Source organism: Mesorhizobium sp. M1406, from assembly GCF_040317555.1.
GTDB lineage: Bacteria > Pseudomonadota > Alphaproteobacteria > Rhizobiales > Rhizobiaceae > Mesorhizobium.
Window position 1 is genome coordinate 32,757 of the sequence record NZ_JAMYKW010000029.1, and the last position, 15,421, is coordinate 48,177.

Sequence of the window (15,421 nt, forward strand, 5' to 3'; positions counted from 1 at the left end):
AAAGTCCGCCGGACGTGAATTCCCTGCCCCCGAATTCGATTGCACCACGCCGGCATGCGAATTTGCGCTCAGGAGCGACCGCCGTCATGGGTGACGCGCCAGATGGTGCCGTTGCCGTCCTCGGTCACGATCAGCGCGCCGTCCTTCGCCACCGCCACGCCGACCGGCCGACCCCAGACCTCGCCGTTGGAGACGACGAAGCCGGTGATGAAATCCTCGTATTCGCCGGTCGGCTTGCCGTCCCTGAACAGCAATCTCACCACCTTGTATCCGGTCCTGTTGCCGCGGTTCCATGAACCATGCAGAGCGACAAAGGCGTCGCCTTCGTATTCGGACGGAAAGTTCTTCCCTTCGTAGAAGGCGATGTTGAGCGGCGCCGAATGGGCTTGCATCAGCACGTCGGGAATGGTCGCCTTGCCGGCAAGATCGGGGCGCGCGCCCTTGTGGCGCGGATCCTCGTTGTTGCCGATATAGTACCAGGGCCAGCCATAGAAGGCGCCCTCCTTGACCACGGTCGCATATTCCGGCGGCACATTGTCGCCGAGCGCATCGCGTTCGTTGACGACGCACCACAGCGCGCCGGTCGCCGGCTGCACGGCCATGCCCGAACAGTTGCGCAGGCCAGTGGCGACGATGCGACCGTTCTTGCCGTTGGGATCGAAAGCCAGCACAGCCGCGCGGCCATCCTCGGGACCCCAGGCAGCGCCGAGCGGCTGCGACTTCGCCCAGGCGTCGAGGCCGCCTTCCGGTTCGTTGCCCATATCCTGCGCGGCGTTCGAACCAGACCCGACCGATAGATAAAGCGTCTTGCCGTCCGGCGAGAAAGCGATATCGCGGGTCCAGTGATGACTTGAAGGGATGTCGTCGACGATGGCCTCCGGATCGCCTGATGCCTTCAGGTCGCCATTGCGATAGGCAAAGCGCACCACGCTGTCGCTGTTGGCGACATAGACCCATTGCGGGTCGTTGCCCGGAGGATAGAAGCCAATGCCATAGGGCTGGTTGAGATTGCCGGCAAAGATGCCTTTCTCGGTGGGCTTGGCACTGCCGTCGGCGAGGCGGTAGACGCGGATCTGGTTGGCCTCGCTGTCGGCGACGAACAGGTCGCCGTTCGGCGCGACGCGCACGACGCGCGGATTGTCGATGCCCGACGCGATCAGCTCGGCCGAAAAGCCCGGCGGCAGTTTCGGCTTGGCGCCTGCCGGTCTTTCGGCGAGGCCGGCGCTGTTGGAGGCGGAATTGGTGACATCGGGCTTTGGCAGATCGTTCGGCTTGATCAGGCGGCGCACACCCGGCCTGTCGGCACGCCAGTCGCCGAAGGCGGCGGCACCTTTCAATACGGGCTCCGCCTGCTGGGCGAATGCAGCGGCGGTGAGAAACACCGCGGCGGAGATGGCCAGCCCGGCCAATCGGATCATTCAATCCTCCAAACCCGGTCACACAATGAACGGCCGCAAAGGGGCAAACGAGCGGTTTCGTCTGTTGTTCCGCGGCACACGATCAGTTGAAGTGAAAGCGGAGGTTTTTTGCCTCAGGTCCCAGCGGCGTAGAAATCGTCATCGAGACGTTTTTCCAGTTCGACGAGATCGGCCGGCAGCGGCAGGCCCATGGCGCGCATTTCCCGCAGTTTTTCACGCAACTGCTCCTGGATCTCGTGCTGGTCTTCCGGCTGGTTGACCATCTCCTCGAGCAGCAGGCTGATCCGGGCTTTGAATTCTTCGAGCGCCATTCTTTTTCTCCTCGGAGGCCTTAGGTTTGGATCTAAGGTGCTGAGATTCAGGTCAGGCCGGCATCCCCGGAATATCAATACACCTAACGCAGCATGCGGGAAATCAGCTGTGCGGTATAGTCGACCATCGGCACGATGCGGGCATAGTTGAGCCGGGTCGGGCCGATGACGCCGAGCGCGCCAACGACTCGGGCGTCCTTGTCTCGATAGGGCGCGACCACCAGCGATGAGCCGGACAGCGAGAACAGTTTGTTTTCCGAGCCGATGAAGATGCGCACGCCCGATCCTTCCTCGGCGAGGTCGAGCAACTGGATCAACCCGTCCTGCGTCTCCATGTCCTCGAACAAGTGCCGCAACAGTTCGATATCGGCCTGGGCGGTGACGTTTTCGAGCAGATTGGCGCGGCCGCGCACGATCAGCCGTGCCGGCAGGCCGCTGTCGGCGCCGGCCCAGACCGCCAGCCCCTTTTCGACCAGGTCCTGCGACAGCGTGTCGAGGGCGGCCCTTGTCTCTTCCTTGATGCGGGCGATCTCGATCCGCGCCTCGGCCAGCGTGCGGCCGCGGATATGGGCGTTGAGGAAGTTCGAGGCTTCGTGCAGCTGCGAGACGGTGATGCCGGCGGGCAGCTCGACGACGCGGTTTTCGACATCGCCATTCTGCGACACCAGCACCGCCAGCGCCTTGGTCGGCTCGAGCTGGATGAATTCGATGTGCTTCAGCGCCACTTCGTTCTTGGCGGCAAGCACCAGGCCGGCGCCGCGCGACATGCCCGACAGCATCTGGCTGGCCTCGGTCAGCATGTGTTCCAGCGTCGCGCCCGAGCCGGATGCCCGCACCTGCGCCTCGATGGCGCGGCGCTCCTCGTCGGAGAGATCGCCAAGCTCCATGAAGGCGTCGACGAAGAAACGCAGGCCGGCCTGCGTCGGCAACCGGCCGGCCGAGATGTGCGGCGCGTAGATCAGGCCGAGATGCTCGAGGTCGCTCATCACGTTACGGATGGTGGCCGGCGACAGCGAGGACGGCAGGATGCGCGACAGGCTGCGTGATCCCACGGGTTCGCCGTCCTTGAGATAGGAATCGACGATGCGCCGGAAGATGTCGCGCGAGCGCATATCCAAAGATTGAAGCGCGGGCGACTGCGAACTCGGATCGACTGGCTTGGTCATTGCGGCCAAAAACCTCCGGCCCAAGGATATAGACTTCGCTACGGCCCGCGCAACCCGGTGTCTGAGCGCGGTCACCCGGTGTCTGTGTCGGATCACCCGGCGTCAGTGTCGGATCGGCCGGCCATTTTCCTTTGCGCCGTGCGTCCCATGCGGTTACAAGCCGGCCAAGATTCCGAAGATGACAAGAAAGCAGTCTGAATGCGCCCTTCCAAACGTCAATTCGACGAAATGCGTGCCATCTCCTTCGAGCGCGGCGTCTCCAAGCATGCCGAAGGCTCGTGCCTGGTGAAGTTCGGCGACACGCATGTCCTGTGCACGGCCAGCCTCGAAGAGAAGGTGCCGGGCTGGATGCGCAATTCCGGCAAGGGCTGGGTGACGGCGGAATATGGCATGCTGCCGCGCTCGACCGGCGAGCGCATGCGCCGCGAGGCTTCCGCCGGCAAGCAGGGCGGCCGCACGCTGGAGATCCAGCGGCTCATCGGCCGCTCCTTGCGTGCCGTGGTCGATCTGCAGGCGCTGGGCGAGCAGCAGATCACCGTCGACTGCGACGTCATCCAGGCCGATGGCGGCACCCGCACCGCCTCGATCACCGGCGGCTGGGTGGCGCTGTATGACTGCCTGCGTTGGATGGAAGCCCGCCAGATGGCCAGCGTCGCCAAGGTGCTGAAGGACCATGTCGCGGCGATCTCCTGTGGCATCCATGACGGCCAGCCGGTCATCGACCTCGACTATATCGAGGACTCGTCGGCCGGCACCGACGCCAATTTCGTCATGACCGGCAAGGGTGGCATCGTCGAGATCCAGGGAACCGCCGAAGGCGAGCCTTTCTCCGAAGGGCAGTTCGCGGAATTGATGGGCCTGGCCAAGAAGGGCATCCAGCGCCTGGTCAGTTTGCAGCAGATGGCAGTGGCTTAGTTCTCAAATGCCGAGCTTGAGCGCCCCCCTCTGGCCTGCCGGCCATCTCCCCCTCAAGGGGGGAGATCGGCTGTGGTTGCGGGTTTCGCCAATCACCAACTTTGCAAGTCATGAGCCGGCGCTGATGCTTCCAATCTCCCCCCTTGCGGGGGAGATGCCCGGCAGGGCAGAGGGGGGTGCCTCGTGACGCCCTCTGCTATCCTGGAATCCGCCCTCTACGTCACCGACCTTGCCGCCGCCGAAACCTTCTACACCGGCGTTCTCGGCCTCTCCGTGCTCGGCAAGGTCGACGGCAGGCACCTGTTCTTCCGCTGCGGATCCGGCGTCCTGCTCATCTTCAACGCCGAGGCAACCAAAATCCCGCCGGCGCCCGACGCTAGGCTGCCGGTGCCGCCGCACGGCACGGTCGGCGAAGGCCATCTCTGCTTTGCGGCGACCGCCGAGGAAATCGTGCGCTGGAAAGCGCGTCTCGAGGCAAAGAAGATCGCCATTGAAAGCGAATTCGAGTGGCCGCAGGGCGGTCGTTCGATCTATATACGCGACCCCTCGGGCAATTCGATCGAATTCGCCGAGCCACGAATCTGGGGCCTTTGATGCATTCTCTCGATGGAAAGAAGATCGTCGTCGCCAGCCACAATGAAGGCAAGCTGCGCGAATTCGCCGATTTGATGGGGCCGTTCGGCTTCGAAGCGAAGTCAGCCAAGGAGTATGGCCTGACGGAGCCTGACGAAACCGGCACCACCTTCGAGGAAAACGCCTACATCAAGGCGCTGGCCGCGGCCAAGGCGACCGGCCTGCCGGCGCTGTCGGACGATTCCGGCCTGTGCGTCGACGCGCTCGACGGCGCGCCCGGCGTCTACACCGCCAACTGGGCCGAGACCCCTGACGGCTCGCGCGATTTCGGCATGGCCATGCAACGCACCGAAGTGGCGCTGCAGGAAGTCGGCGCCGCCTCGGCCGAACGACGCAGGGGCCGCTTTGTCGCCGTCATCTGCCTGGCGTTCCCCGACGGCGAGGCCGAATATTATCGCGGCGAGGCCGAAGGCACGCTGGTCTGGCCGCCGCGCGGCGACCTCGGCTTCGGCTACGATCCGGTGTTCCTTCCCGATGGCTTCGAAAAAACCTTCGGCGAGATGAGCGCCGAGGAAAAACACGGCTGGAAGCCCGGCCAGCCGACGGCGCTGTCGCACCGCGCCCGCGCTTTCCAGAAATTCGCCAAGGCGAGATTGGGCTCGACATGAGCATGCTGCTCGACCGGGCGCCCGGCTTCGGTGTCTATGTCCATTGGCCGTTCTGCGCGGCCAAATGCCCCTATTGCGATTTCAACAGCCATGTCCGCCATCAGCCGGTCGATCAGGATCGTTTTGCCAGCGCCTTCGAGGCCGAGCTTGCGACGATGCGCGAACGAACCGGACCGCGCGAGGTGACTAGTATTTTTCTCGGCGGCGGTACGCCGTCGCTGATGAAGCCGGAAACGGTGGCCAGGGTCCTGGACGCCGTGGCTAGGAACTGGACCGTTCCTGACGGCATCGAGGTGACGCTGGAGGCCAATCCGTCCTCGGTCGAGGCCGAACGTTTTCGCGGCTACCGGGCGGCGGGCGTCAATCGTGTCTCGCTCGGGGTGCAGGCGCTGAACGACAAGGATTTGCGCTTCCTCGGCCGGCTGCACAATGTCGAGGAAGCGCTGCATGCGATCGGTTTGGCCCGAGAGATCTTTCCCAGATTGTCCTTCGACCTGATCTATGCGCGACCCGGCCAGACGCTGGAGGCTTGGGCATCGGAACTCGAACAGGCGATCGGCCACGCCGCCGATCATCTGTCGCTCTACCAGCTGACCATCGAGGAAGGCACGCCGTTTCACGCGCTGCATGCGGCGAAGAAATTCATCATCCCCGACAATGACCACGCCGCCGACCTTTATGCGCTGACGCAGGAGATTACGTCGGCGCACGGCCTGCCGGCCTACGAGATTTCCAACCACGCCAGGCCGGGCGCCGAAAGCCGGCACAATCTGACCTATTGGCGCTACGGCGAATATGTCGGTGTCGGTCCCGGCGCGCATGGCCGCTTCGTCGAGAATGGCCGCCGCACGGTGACGATCGCCGAACGGATGCCGGAAACCTGGGCCAATCTGGTCGAGGCCAAGGGCCATGGCGTCACCGGCGGCGAGATCCTGACGCGTTCGGAAGAGGCCGACGAGTTCCTGCTGATGGGCCTGCGGCTGGCCGAGGGCATCGACCTCTCCCGCTACGAAGCGTTCTCCGGACGCGGCCTGTCGAGCGCGCGGCTATCGATGCTGCAGGGCGAGGGGCTGGTGGCGCCGATCGGCAATGCGCGGCTGCGCGCCACGCCGGCCGGCATGATTGTGCTCGACGCCGTGGTGGCGGACCTGGCGCGATAGATCATCTGCCGTTAACGCAAGTTTCCTTCAACGAGAATCTCCAGTATCGTTCCGCATTGGGGGTGTGGAATGACAAGGGACGAATGGCGACTAAAATCTAGGATATTTGCGCGAACTGCGCGAGTGCTTCTAAACAGCAGTGAACAGGACGCGGCATACTACATGTCAGGAATTGCCGTTGAATGCGCCCTGAAAGCGAAAATTGCTTCCGCATTTCGGGCCAACGATCTGCCTGATAAAAACTTTGTGAACCAGATCTATAACAACGGCCACAAGTTGGGTGAGTTGGTGAAATTGGGGCAATTGGCCGCCGCTTTGGCAGCAGAGGAGCAAGCAAGTGCCGCTTTTCGAGCTTACTGGAACACAGTGAAGGCTTGGGATGTCGATTCGCGATATAAGTTTTGGACTTCAGCAGAAGCGACTAACATGGTCACGGCGGTGACCCGTGGCAAAACAGGTGTGTTGGCATGGATAAGACGACACTGGTAGAATCCGACATTGAAGCCGGGTTGACGGCGGTCAAAGCGCTGGAGGCTGCGGGACTGCCCATAGCAGCGGCTATGTGGCTACGGCTTCACGATTCCTCGAAATGGGAACTCTATATCGCGTCGCCCGACGTAGAAACGCACGGGCCGACGACCGTAAACAGATTTATCGACCGTATCCTGCTAGCAATTAACTCACCTATTTCTCTTGACGAAGTGACGGTGGCTAATACCACGAACCACTTCATAAATAAGGCATCTTTGTTGTCAATTCTTACTGGCGGGAGATCGAATTCTTTTACCGTGGCGAGTAATCTAATGCGATTCGCAAATAGCACATTTGACGGTGTTGAGGTGGATGAAGGAGTAATTTACAAGATTGCTCCGGGCGTTAAGGCCTCAAGGGAGGCACCTAAGCCGGACGGAACGGCATTGAAGAAAGCTAGGGCTCTCGCTGCTTAATGAACCTGACCGTTTCCTCCTGGCAATTCTGGGCTCTGCTGTCGGCTGCGTTCGCAGCGCTCACGGCGATCTTCGCCAAGGTCGGCATCGAAAACATCAATTCCGATTTCGCCACCTTCATCCGCACGGTCATCATCCTGATCGTGCTCGGTGCGATCCTGCTCGCCAGCGGCCAATTCCAGTCGCCGGCGACGATCTCGGGAAAGACTTGGGCTTTCCTCGGCCTGTCCGGCCTGGCGACCGGCGCCTCGTGGCTTTGCTACTTCCGTGCCCTGAAGATCGGCAATGCGGCGCAGGTGGCGCCGATCGATAAGCTAAGCGTCGTGCTTGTGGCGGTGTTTGGCGCGGCCTTTCTCGGCGAGCGACTCTCCGGCGCGAACTGGCTTGGCGTCGCCCTTATCGCGGCGGGCGCGGTGCTGGTCGCCTATCGGGGATAGCGGCTCGCCGTTGCGGGCGTTTTTCGTTTCAAGACGGGTGATGAAAATGTCGAAGCGATTGGGCATCGTCCGGTCAGTGCTCCGTCGTGCTGTCGGGCTTGGTGTCGGAAAGCCTGACGTTCGTGGGCAAGCGGGCCTGCTTGGCTAGGCTGGCGTCGGTCTTGGCGGGCAGGCGCTTGTCCTTGCGTACGGCCACGCGGTCGCGGTCGGCATGATAGGGTTCGAAAGCGTCCTGCGTCTTCAGGCTATCCATCCTGTCCTCCTCGGGAATCAGAGGGTAAATCTGCCGTAGCCGGTTTCGTTCCCTACTGTGGCAAAGGAATGGCGAGTTCCTTTCATCGACGTCAGCTTTTGCAAGCCGGCGCCGGCCGTGCCAAACAGGGCTGAATGGAGAAGGCATCAGTGACCGGCGAGACGGGCAAGCGCAGCTATGTGGTCGGTCAGACCGAGATCGCGGCGCGGCCGCTCGAGCCGGCGCTCTATCTGGTGGCAACGCCGATCGGCAATCTCGCCGACATCACGCTGCGCGCGCTGGAGACGCTGGCCGCCGCCGACATCGTCGCCTGCGAGGACACGCGGGTGTCGCGCGTGCTGCTCGACCGCTACGCCATTCGCCGCCGCACCACGGCCTATCACGAGCACAATGCCGGCGAGGCCGGGCCGAAGCTGATCGCGGCGCTCCAGGCAGGACAGAGCGTGGCGCTGATTTCCGACGCTGGCACGCCGCTGGTGTCCGATCCGGGCTACCGGCTGGTCGGCGAGGCGCTCGACCACGGCATTCGCGTCGTGCCCATCCCCGGCCCGTCGGCGCCGCTCGCGGCGTTGACGGCATCCGGCCTGCCGTCGGACGCCTTCCTGTTCGCCGGTTTTTTGCCGGTCAAATCAGGGCAGCGGCTGACGCGGCTGGGGGCACTGAAGGCAGTGCCGGCGACGCTGATCTTCTTCGAATCACCGCGCCGGCTGGCAGAATCCCTCGGCGCCATGGTCGAAGCGCTCGGCGGCGAGCGCAAGGCCGCGATCGGCCGTGAATTGACCAAGACCTTCGAGGAGATGCGCACCGGCACCCTGCAGGCGCTGGCCGACCACTATGCGGCGGCCGATACGCCCAAGGGCGAGATCGTCGTCTGCGTCGGTCCGGCCGAGGCCAAGGCCGACGAACCGGCCGATATCGACCGGCTGTTGCTGTCGCTCGCCGCCGAGATGCCGGCCTCCAAGGCGGCGGCGGAAGCCGCGAAAATGACAGGCGGCCAGAAACAGGCGCTCTATCGGCGGCTGCTTGAGCTCAGGGATGCCGCTGGAGAAAGCGACGTTGGCTGAGCGGCCGAGCGCCAGCCGCCAAAAAGCCTATCGGCGCGGCCATCGCGGCGAATGGCTGGCGGCGGCGGCGCTGATGCTGAAGGGCTACCGGATCCTCGCGCGCCGCCATCGCACGCGCTTCGGCGAGATCGACCTGATCGCGCGGCGCGGCGATCTCGTGCTGTTCGTCGAGGTCAAGGCCCGCCGCACGCTGATGGAAGCCATGGAGGCGATCGGCCATGAATCGGAGCGCCGCATCGAGGGTGCCGCCGATATCTGGCTGTCGCGCCAGACGGACTACGGCCGACTGTCGATGCGCTTCGACATGGTCGCGGTGCTGCCCTGGCGCTGGCCGGTGCATGTCGAGAATGCGTTTTATGGGCGGAGTTGAGGGTTTATCCTCCCCACAAGGGGGAGGGTAAGCTCACCCCCAGATCATCAAGCCAACCAAACCCACACCACCCACCACCAGCCGCCACCAGCCGAACAGCGAGTATCCGTTGCGAGAGACGTAATCGAGCAGGAAGCGCACGACGATCAGCGCGGTGACGAAGGCGGCGACGAAGCCGACGGCGATGATTGGCAGGTCGGCGCTGCTCAGCACGTTGCGGTTCTTGAACAGGTCGAAGGCGAAGGCGCCGACCATCGTCGGGATGGCGAGGAAGAATGAGAACTCCGCCGCCGCCCGCTTGTCGACGCCCAGCAGCAGCGCGCCGACGATTGTCGAACCCGAGCGTGACGTGCCGGGAACGAGCGACAGGCACTGGAAAAGCCCGATCTGCAGGTAAAGCCGGGTCGGGAATCGCTCGACGTCGCGATAGACCGGCTTGAGGTTCATGCGGTCCACCGCCAGCAGCACGAAGCCGCCGATGATCAGCATGATACAGATCATCCGTGGCGATTCGAACAGCACCGTCTTGATGAAATCATGCGCCAGCGCGCCGATGATCGCCGCCGGCAGGAAAGCGATGAGGATGCCGATGGCGAAATGCCGTGTCAGCCGGTCACGCGGCAGGTCGACCAGCATTTGCCACAGCCGGCGGAAGTAGACGCTGAGAATCGCCAGGATGGCGCCGAGCTGGATCAGGATCTCGAAGGCCTTGCCGGTCGAGTGGAAACCGAGGAAATGGCCGGCGAGCAGGATATGGCCGGTGGATGAGACGGGAATGAACTCAGTCAGCCCCTCCAGCAGGCCGAGCAGCAGGGCTTCGACGATTGGCTGGCTTTCCATGGCTACCTCGGAATTGGCGTGACGGCTGACAGAACGGCTTGCTTGTCATGGCGTGCAAGTCCCCCTATAGGTCGCAACACCCTGACGGCCCGCTAACCGGGCGGCCAAGACTTACCGGTGCGCCCTGCGATTCGCCAGTGCGCTTTATCATCGCGGAACCATGCTGACGCTTTTCCACCATCCCATGTTTGCCACCTGTCGCTTCGTCCGCCTCGCTTTCGGCGAGTATGGCGAGGAGCTGGCCCTGATCGAGGAAAAGCCGTGGACACGGCGCAAGGAATTCCTGGCGCTGAACCCGGCCGGCACACTGCCGATCCTGCTGGCCGAAGGCGACGTGCCGATCGTCGGAGCGACGGTGATCTCGGAATATCTCGATGAAACGCGCGGCGTCTTGAAGCGCGACAAGCGGCTGTTCGCCGAGGATCCGATGCAGCGCGCCGAAATCCGCCGGCTGATCGACTGGTACCTCAACAAGGCCGAAAGCGAAGTCACCCGCCATCTGGTGCGCGAACGGGTGCTGAAGCCGGTGATGCCGGAGACCGCGGGCGGCGGCTCGCCCGATTCGGGCGCGATCCGTGCCGCGCGCGCCAACATCCGCCAGCACATGAAATACACCAACTGGCTGGCCGGCACTCGCCATTGGCTGGCCGGCCCTAGGGTTACCTATGCCGATCTGGCCGCCGCCGCGACGCTGTCGGTGCTCGATTATCTCGGCGAGATCGACTGGCGCGAACACCCAGCCGCGCGCGAATGGTACACGCGGGTGAAGTCACGGCCTTCCTTCCGGCCGCTTTTGACCGACCGCGTGCGCGGCCTGTCGCCGGTGTCGCATTATGCGGACCTCGACTTCTGACGCCGCGAAACTCCGCGCGCTGATCGACGCGGAGGCGCGTCGCGCCGGCTTCGATGCCGTCGCCGTCACCACCCCCGATGCGATCCCGCTGGCGCCGGCGCGGCTGGCCGAATTCGTCGCCGACGGCTTTCACGGCTCGATGGACTGGATCGCCGAGACGCTGCAACGCCGCGGCGAACCGACGGTGCTGTGGCCGCAGGTGCGCTCGATCATCGTGCTGGCGATGAATTACGGCCCCGACCGTGATCCGCGCGGCGTGCTGGCCAAGCGCGACCGCGGCGCGATCTCGGTCTATGCGCACAACCGCGACTATCACGACGTGATGAAGGGCCGGCTGAAGGAAATCGCCAGCAAGATCGTCGCCCGTGCCGGCGGCGACGTGAAGGTGTTCGTCGACACCGCACCCGTGATGGAAAAACCGCTGGCGGAAGCGGCAGGTCTCGGCTGGCAAGGCAAGCACACCAATCTGGTCAGCCGCGAACACGGCTCCTGGCTGTTCCTCGGCACCATCTTCACCACCGCCGAACTGGTGCCCGACCGGGCGGAGATCGATCATTGCGGCTCCTGCCGCGCCTGCCTCGACGTGTGCCCGACCGATGCGTTCCCGGCGCCCTACCGGCTCGATGCGCGGCGCTGCATCTCCTATCTCACCATCGAGAACAAAGGCCCGATCCCGCATGAATTCCGCGAGAAGATCGGCAACCGCATCTATGGCTGCGATGATTGCCTGGCCGTCTGCCCGTGGAACAAGTTCGCCCGGGCGGCCTCGGAGGCCAAGCTTGCCGCGCGCGACGAATTGCGCGAGCCACCGCTCGCCGACCTGTTGCGATTGGATGATGCGGCGTTCCGCGTCTTCTTCTCCGGTTCACCGATAAAACGCATCGGCCGCGATCGTTTCGTCCGCAACGTGCTGATCGCCGCCGGCAATTCCGGCGACACCGCGCTTGCGGTCAGCGTGCGTGCGTTGCTGGACGATGCCTCGCCGCTGGTGCGGGGCGCGGCAATATGGGCGCTGGCGCGGCTGGTGCCATACGCCGAATATTCCGAACGGGCCGCTGCCGGCCTGAAAGCTGAAAACGACGAAGCCGTACGCGACGAATGGCGTCTGGCGCGGCCAACCAGGACGCATGTATGAGCGAGAAACAGGTCTTCATCGTCGGCGCCGGCTATTCCGGCAAGGCTTTTGCCCGCGCCAACAAGGGGGCCGCCAACATATTCGGCACGACGCGGTCGCCGGAAAAGTTCGAGGCGCTGCGCCAGGCCGGCATCGCACCGCTGCTGTTCGATGGTGTGCTGACCGACGAAGTCGCGGATGCGCTGGAAAAAACAACGCATCTGGTGATCTCGGTCGCCCCGGAAGAGGCCGGCGATCCCGTTCTGAATGCCGCGCGAGAGGCAATCGCTCAAATGCCGGCGCTCGAATGGATTGGCTATCTCTCCACGGTCGGGGTTTATGGCAACTACGACGGCGCATGGGTCGATGAAAACGCCGAATGCCGGCCGGTGTCGAAGCGCTCGGTGATGCGGGTCGCGGCCGAGCAGGACTGGCTGCAACTGGGCAAGGACATCGGCCGGCCGGTGGCGATCCTGCGCCTGTCCGGCATTTACGGGCCGGGCCGCAACGCCCTGGTCAATCTGGAAAACGGCACCGCAAGGCGGCTGGTCAAGCCGGACCAAGTGTTCAACCGCATCCATTGCGACGACATTGCCGGTGCGCTTTGGCAGCTGATCGAAGGAAACACAGGCGGCATCTTCAACGTCACCGATGATCTGCCGGCGCCGCCGCAGGATGTCGTGGCCTATGCCGCTTCGCTGATGGGCATCGAGCCGCCGCCCGAAATTCCCTTCGACGACGCCCAACTTTCGCCCATGGCGCGGTCCTTCTATGGCGAGAACAAGCGTGTCGCCAACACGGCGATCAAGGCGGCGGGCTATCGCTTTCGCTTTCCGGACTACCGCGCCGCCTTCGACCACATGTGGGCAAGCGGCGACTGGCGTGACGGCGAGCCGCGCAGCCCGATGAAGCGCTAACGGTCGAAGCCGCGGGCGCGGCGTGCTATGATTCGACCTCGGGATTGCGGTGGGAAACCGGTTTCATGAAAACAGCGATGCGGCCATTTCTAAGCAAAAAACCACTGCTGGCAGCCGCGCTCGGCCTGTTTGCAGTGCTCGGGCTCGCGTCGCAGCCGGCAGCGGCCGAGGAACGGGCAAAAGACCTGTTCGGCGCCAAGAAGCTGCCGGCGGCGGCCGCCGCGCAGTCGATCGGCTTCTATTCCAAGGGCTGCTTCGCCGGCGGCGTCGCCATTCCCATGTACGGTCCTACCTGGGAGCTGATGCGGCCGTCACGCAACCGCCGCTGGGGCCATCCGGCGATGATCGCGGTGATCGAGAAATTGTCGCGCGACGCAGCGGTCGATGGTTGGCCCGGCTTGCTGATCGGCGACATTTCGCAGCCGCGCGGCGGCCCGATGATGACCGGGCATGCCTCGCACCAGATAGGGCTCGACGCCGACATCTGGCTGACGCCGATGCCCAGCCATCCGCTGTCGATGGCGCAGCGCGAATCGATGAGCGCCACCTTGATGGTCGACGAGAAGACCCATCTGGTGAAGGACGCGCTGTGGACGCCCGCGCATACAAGGCTTCTGAAGCGGGCGGCGAGCTACAGCCAAGTCGAGCGCATCCTGGTCAACCCGGGCATCAAGAAAAAGCTCTGCGACACCGTCAAGGGCGACCGCTCATGGCTGCGCAAGATCAGGCCGTTCTGGGGTCACGACTATCATTTCCACATGCGCCTCGGCTGCCAGCCGGGTTCGCCCGGCTGCAAGGCGCAGGAAGCGACGCCGGACGATGATGGCTGCGGCAAGCCGCTGGCCTGGTGGTTTACCGAGGAGCCATGGCGCCCCAACAAGAACCCGGATGCGCCGAAGGCACGCGACCTGATGACGATGGCAAACCTGCCCCAGGAATGCCGCGCCGTGCTCGACGCGCCGGGGCCGGCCTCCGCCGAGGCCGCGACCTACCATGGCGGCGCCGTGCCGGTTGCGGTGGCCGCGTCCGAACCCGAAGCGCCGTCGCTGCCCGCCACCCCGGCCGCGGCCGGATTACCAAGCTCGCTGAACGCCTTCACCGCGACCCCCGAGATCGGCATCCCGCTGCCGCGGCCACGGCCGCCTGGAAACTGACCGTCAGGGCGCGCTCGAGCTCCAACTTGTGCTGGAGACAAATTGTTTGCCGAAGCTGGCAGGCAGGTGAGGGGCAGCGCCAACGCTGGACGGGTAAGCCCTGGCCCGACGCCGAAGCGGCTTTCCCTTTGCAAGGTCATGCGCTAGTCAACGACGAGGCGGTGAGAGGCTGCCAGGAACGAGACGGACAAAAGCATGGCAGGTGACGACGATACTTTGTTGCGGTTTCCGATCCTGATCGGCGACATTGGCGGGACCAATGCGCGCTTTTCGATCGTGCTCGACGCCAATTCCGAGGCCGGCGAGCCGACCATCGTCCAGACCGCCAATTACAACACCATCGACGAGGCGATCCAGGCGGCCGTGCTCGACCGCTCGTCGGTGCGTCCCAATTCGGCGGTGCTGGCTGTGGCCGGCCCGGTCGACGGCGACGAGATCGAGCTCACCAACTGCCCGTGGATCGTCAAGCCGAGAAAAATGTTCGCCAGCCTCGGCCTGAGCGACATCGTCGTGCTCAACGATTTCGAAGCGCAGGCGCTGGCCGTCGTCGCGCTCGGCGAGGAGCACATGGAAAAGATCGGCGGCGGCACGCCGGAGCCCAATGCCGGCCGCGTCGTGCTCGGTCCGGGAACCGGGCTCGGCGTCGCCGGGCTGGTCCATGCGCTGCGCCACTGGATTCCAGTGCCCGGCGAGGGCGGCCATATGGACATCGGCCCGCGCTCGGCCCGCGATTTCGAGGTCTTCCCGCATATCGAGAAGCTCGAGGGTCGCATTTCGGGCGAGCAGATCCTGTGCGGGCGCGGTCTGGTCAACGTCTACCGGGCGGTGGCCAAGGCGGATGGCAAGCCGTCGCCCTTCACCACGCCGGCCGAGGTCACCGCCGCCGCACTGGCGAAAGCCGATGCGGTCGCGGAGGAAGCGCTGGAGACCTTCGTCACCTGCCTCGGGCGCACCGCCGGCGACCTCGCTCTGGTGTTCATGAGCCGTGGCGGCGTGTTCCTCACCGGCGGCATCGCGCAAAAGATCGTGCCGGCGCTGAAAGCCGGCAATTTCCGCGCCGCCTTCGAGGACAAGGCGCCGCACAGCGCGCTGATGCGGACCATGCCGGTCTATGTCATCACCCACCCGCTGGCCGCACTCCTGGGCCTTGCCGCCTACGCCAGGAACCCCTCGCTGTTCGGCGTCCAGACAGAGGGCCGGCGCTGGCGCGACGAAGTTAGTCATCCCAAGGCATAGGCAAGCCGGCTCCTTGGCGTTAAGA

At 64.3% G+C, this 15,421-nt stretch carries 19 protein-coding genes; 14 read left to right on the forward strand and 5 right to left on the reverse strand.

The window, feature by feature from the left end:
- Positions 1-68: 68 nt before the first annotated feature.
- From NKH03_RS21970 to hrcA, 3 genes are all read right to left on the reverse strand, one after another.
- Positions 69-1,418 carry a PQQ-dependent sugar dehydrogenase gene (locus NKH03_RS21970; RefSeq protein WP_352970511.1) on the reverse strand — a complete coding sequence of 450 codons (1,350 nt, stop codon included), beginning with the start codon at positions 1,416-1,418 and terminating at the stop codon, positions 69-71.
- 113 nt (positions 1,419-1,531) lie between these two features.
- Positions 1,532-1,729 (reverse strand): hypothetical protein, encoded by a 198-nt coding sequence (locus tag NKH03_RS21975; protein ID WP_013528634.1) that lies wholly within the window; start codon positions 1,727-1,729, stop codon positions 1,532-1,534.
- A gap of 83 nt (positions 1,730-1,812) precedes the next feature.
- Positions 1,813-2,895: a heat-inducible transcriptional repressor HrcA gene (gene hrcA / locus NKH03_RS21980; RefSeq protein WP_352880360.1), complete on the reverse strand. Its 1,083-nt coding sequence runs from the start codon at positions 2,893-2,895 to the stop codon at positions 1,813-1,815.
- Between the two features lie 198 nt (positions 2,896-3,093).
- On the opposite strand from hrcA, the gene rph reads away from it, so the two are divergent.
- The 7 genes from rph (at position 3,094) to NKH03_RS22015 (ending at position 7,595) form a co-directional block, all read left to right on the forward strand.
- A complete protein-coding gene (gene rph / locus NKH03_RS21985) occupies positions 3,094-3,810 on the forward strand; it encodes a ribonuclease PH (protein WP_023762602.1) in 717 nt (238 codons plus the stop codon).
- A gap of 183 nt (positions 3,811-3,993) precedes the next feature.
- Positions 3,994-4,404, forward strand: coding sequence for a VOC family protein (locus NKH03_RS21990; RefSeq protein WP_352880359.1), 411 nt, complete (start codon positions 3,994-3,996; stop codon positions 4,402-4,404).
- Entirely contained in the window at positions 4,404-5,051 is a 648-nt protein-coding gene (gene rdgB, locus NKH03_RS21995) for an RdgB/HAM1 family non-canonical purine NTP pyrophosphatase (RefSeq protein WP_352970513.1), read from the forward strand. Before NKH03_RS21990 ends, rdgB begins: the two co-directional genes overlap by 1 nt.
- The gene (gene hemW, locus NKH03_RS22000) at positions 5,048-6,211 is read left to right on the forward strand and encodes a radical SAM family heme chaperone HemW (RefSeq protein WP_352970515.1); all 1,164 of its coding nucleotides are present in this window, start codon (positions 5,048-5,050) and stop codon (positions 6,209-6,211) included. The genes rdgB and hemW overlap by 4 nt, the downstream gene beginning before the upstream one ends.
- A 162-nt stretch (positions 6,212-6,373) precedes the next feature.
- The gene (locus NKH03_RS22005) at positions 6,374-6,700 is read left to right on the forward strand and encodes a hypothetical protein (RefSeq protein ID WP_352870316.1); all 327 of its coding nucleotides are present in this window, start codon (positions 6,374-6,376) and stop codon (positions 6,698-6,700) included.
- Entirely contained in the window at positions 6,679-7,158 is a 480-nt protein-coding gene (locus NKH03_RS22010) for a hypothetical protein (protein WP_352870315.1), read from the forward strand. Before NKH03_RS22005 ends, NKH03_RS22010 begins: the two co-directional genes overlap by 22 nt.
- Complete coding sequence (locus tag NKH03_RS22015; protein ID WP_127297006.1) at positions 7,158-7,595, forward strand: EamA family transporter; 438 nt, start codon at positions 7,158-7,160, stop codon at positions 7,593-7,595. Before NKH03_RS22010 ends, NKH03_RS22015 begins: the two co-directional genes overlap by 1 nt.
- Positions 7,596-7,668: 73 nt before the next feature.
- On the opposite strand, the gene NKH03_RS22020 is transcribed toward NKH03_RS22015, so the two are convergent.
- On the reverse strand, positions 7,669-7,848 hold the full coding sequence (locus tag NKH03_RS22020) for a hypothetical protein (protein ID WP_352870313.1): 180 nt from the start codon (positions 7,846-7,848) through the stop codon (positions 7,669-7,671).
- Positions 7,849-7,997: 149 nt separating this feature from the next.
- Here NKH03_RS22020 and rsmI point away from each other — a divergent pair, with 149 nt between their 5' ends.
- Positions 7,998-8,912: a 16S rRNA (cytidine(1402)-2'-O)-methyltransferase gene (gene rsmI / locus NKH03_RS22025; RefSeq protein WP_352870312.1), complete on the forward strand. Its 915-nt coding sequence runs from the start codon at positions 7,998-8,000 to the stop codon at positions 8,910-8,912.
- Positions 8,905-9,282, forward strand: a complete 378-nt coding sequence (locus NKH03_RS22030; protein ID WP_352870311.1) for a YraN family protein — start codon at positions 8,905-8,907, stop codon at positions 9,280-9,282. The genes rsmI and NKH03_RS22030 overlap by 8 nt, the downstream gene beginning before the upstream one ends.
- A 33-nt stretch (positions 9,283-9,315) precedes the next feature.
- Here NKH03_RS22030 and NKH03_RS22035 read toward each other — a convergent pair whose 3' ends face one another.
- Positions 9,316-10,122 carry an undecaprenyl-diphosphate phosphatase gene (locus NKH03_RS22035; protein WP_352870310.1) on the reverse strand — a complete coding sequence of 269 codons (807 nt, stop codon included), beginning with the start codon at positions 10,120-10,122 and terminating at the stop codon, positions 9,316-9,318.
- A gap of 160 nt (positions 10,123-10,282) precedes the next feature.
- Between NKH03_RS22035 and NKH03_RS22040 the strand changes: the two genes are divergently transcribed.
- From NKH03_RS22040 to NKH03_RS22060, 5 genes are all read left to right on the forward strand, one after another.
- On the forward strand, positions 10,283-10,975 hold the full coding sequence (locus tag NKH03_RS22040) for a glutathione S-transferase family protein (RefSeq protein WP_352870309.1): 693 nt from the start codon (positions 10,283-10,285) through the stop codon (positions 10,973-10,975).
- The gene (gene queG, locus NKH03_RS22045; RefSeq protein WP_352970517.1) at positions 10,956-12,110 is read left to right on the forward strand and encodes a tRNA epoxyqueuosine(34) reductase QueG; all 1,155 of its coding nucleotides are present in this window, start codon (positions 10,956-10,958) and stop codon (positions 12,108-12,110) included. Before NKH03_RS22040 ends, queG begins: the two co-directional genes overlap by 20 nt.
- Positions 12,107-13,006, forward strand: a complete 900-nt coding sequence (locus NKH03_RS22050) for an SDR family oxidoreductase (protein WP_352970519.1) — start codon at positions 12,107-12,109, stop codon at positions 13,004-13,006. The genes queG and NKH03_RS22050 overlap by 4 nt, the downstream gene beginning before the upstream one ends.
- A 65-nt stretch (positions 13,007-13,071) precedes the next feature.
- Entirely contained in the window at positions 13,072-14,160 is a 1,089-nt protein-coding gene (gene mepA, locus NKH03_RS22055; protein WP_352970521.1) for a penicillin-insensitive murein endopeptidase, read from the forward strand.
- 195 nt (positions 14,161-14,355) lie between these two features.
- Positions 14,356-15,396: a glucokinase gene (locus NKH03_RS22060; protein WP_352880342.1), complete on the forward strand. Its 1,041-nt coding sequence runs from the start codon at positions 14,356-14,358 to the stop codon at positions 15,394-15,396.
- Positions 15,397-15,421: the final 25 nt, after the last annotated feature.

What these genes read in the sequence shown, in the direction of transcription:
- NKH03_RS21970 (WP_352970511.1), bottom strand. Translation starts at nt 1,418, where the DNA reads ATGATCCGATTGGCCGGGCTGGCCATCTCCGCCGCGGTGTTTCTCACC.
- NKH03_RS21975 (WP_013528634.1), bottom strand. Translation starts at nt 1,729, where the DNA reads ATGGCGCTCGAAGAATTCAAAGCCCGGATCAGCCTGCTGCTCGAGGAG.
- hrcA (WP_352880360.1), bottom strand. Translation starts at nt 2,895, where the DNA reads ATGACCAAGCCAGTCGATCCGAGTTCGCAGTCGCCCGCGCTTCAATCT.
- rph (WP_023762602.1), top strand. Translation starts at nt 3,094, where the DNA reads ATGCGCCCTTCCAAACGTCAATTCGACGAAATGCGTGCCATCTCCTTC.
- rdgB (WP_352970513.1), top strand. Translation starts at nt 4,404, where the DNA reads ATGCATTCTCTCGATGGAAAGAAGATCGTCGTCGCCAGCCACAATGAA.
- hemW (WP_352970515.1), top strand. Translation starts at nt 5,048, where the DNA reads ATGAGCATGCTGCTCGACCGGGCGCCCGGCTTCGGTGTCTATGTCCAT.
- NKH03_RS22005 (WP_352870316.1), top strand. Translation starts at nt 6,374, where the DNA reads ATGTCAGGAATTGCCGTTGAATGCGCCCTGAAAGCGAAAATTGCTTCC.
- NKH03_RS22010 (WP_352870315.1), top strand. Translation starts at nt 6,679, where the DNA reads ATGGATAAGACGACACTGGTAGAATCCGACATTGAAGCCGGGTTGACG.
- NKH03_RS22015 (WP_127297006.1), top strand. Translation starts at nt 7,158, where the DNA reads ATGAACCTGACCGTTTCCTCCTGGCAATTCTGGGCTCTGCTGTCGGCT.
- NKH03_RS22020 (WP_352870313.1), bottom strand. Translation starts at nt 7,848, where the DNA reads ATGGATAGCCTGAAGACGCAGGACGCTTTCGAACCCTATCATGCCGAC.
- NKH03_RS22035 (WP_352870310.1), bottom strand. Translation starts at nt 10,122, where the DNA reads ATGGAAAGCCAGCCAATCGTCGAAGCCCTGCTGCTCGGCCTGCTGGAG.
- NKH03_RS22040 (WP_352870309.1), top strand. Translation starts at nt 10,283, where the DNA reads ATGCTGACGCTTTTCCACCATCCCATGTTTGCCACCTGTCGCTTCGTC.
- queG (WP_352970517.1), top strand. Translation starts at nt 10,956, where the DNA reads ATGCGGACCTCGACTTCTGACGCCGCGAAACTCCGCGCGCTGATCGAC.
- NKH03_RS22050 (WP_352970519.1), top strand. Translation starts at nt 12,107, where the DNA reads ATGAGCGAGAAACAGGTCTTCATCGTCGGCGCCGGCTATTCCGGCAAG.
- mepA (WP_352970521.1), top strand. Translation starts at nt 13,072, where the DNA reads ATGAAAACAGCGATGCGGCCATTTCTAAGCAAAAAACCACTGCTGGCA.
- NKH03_RS22060 (WP_352880342.1), top strand. Translation starts at nt 14,356, where the DNA reads ATGGCAGGTGACGACGATACTTTGTTGCGGTTTCCGATCCTGATCGGC.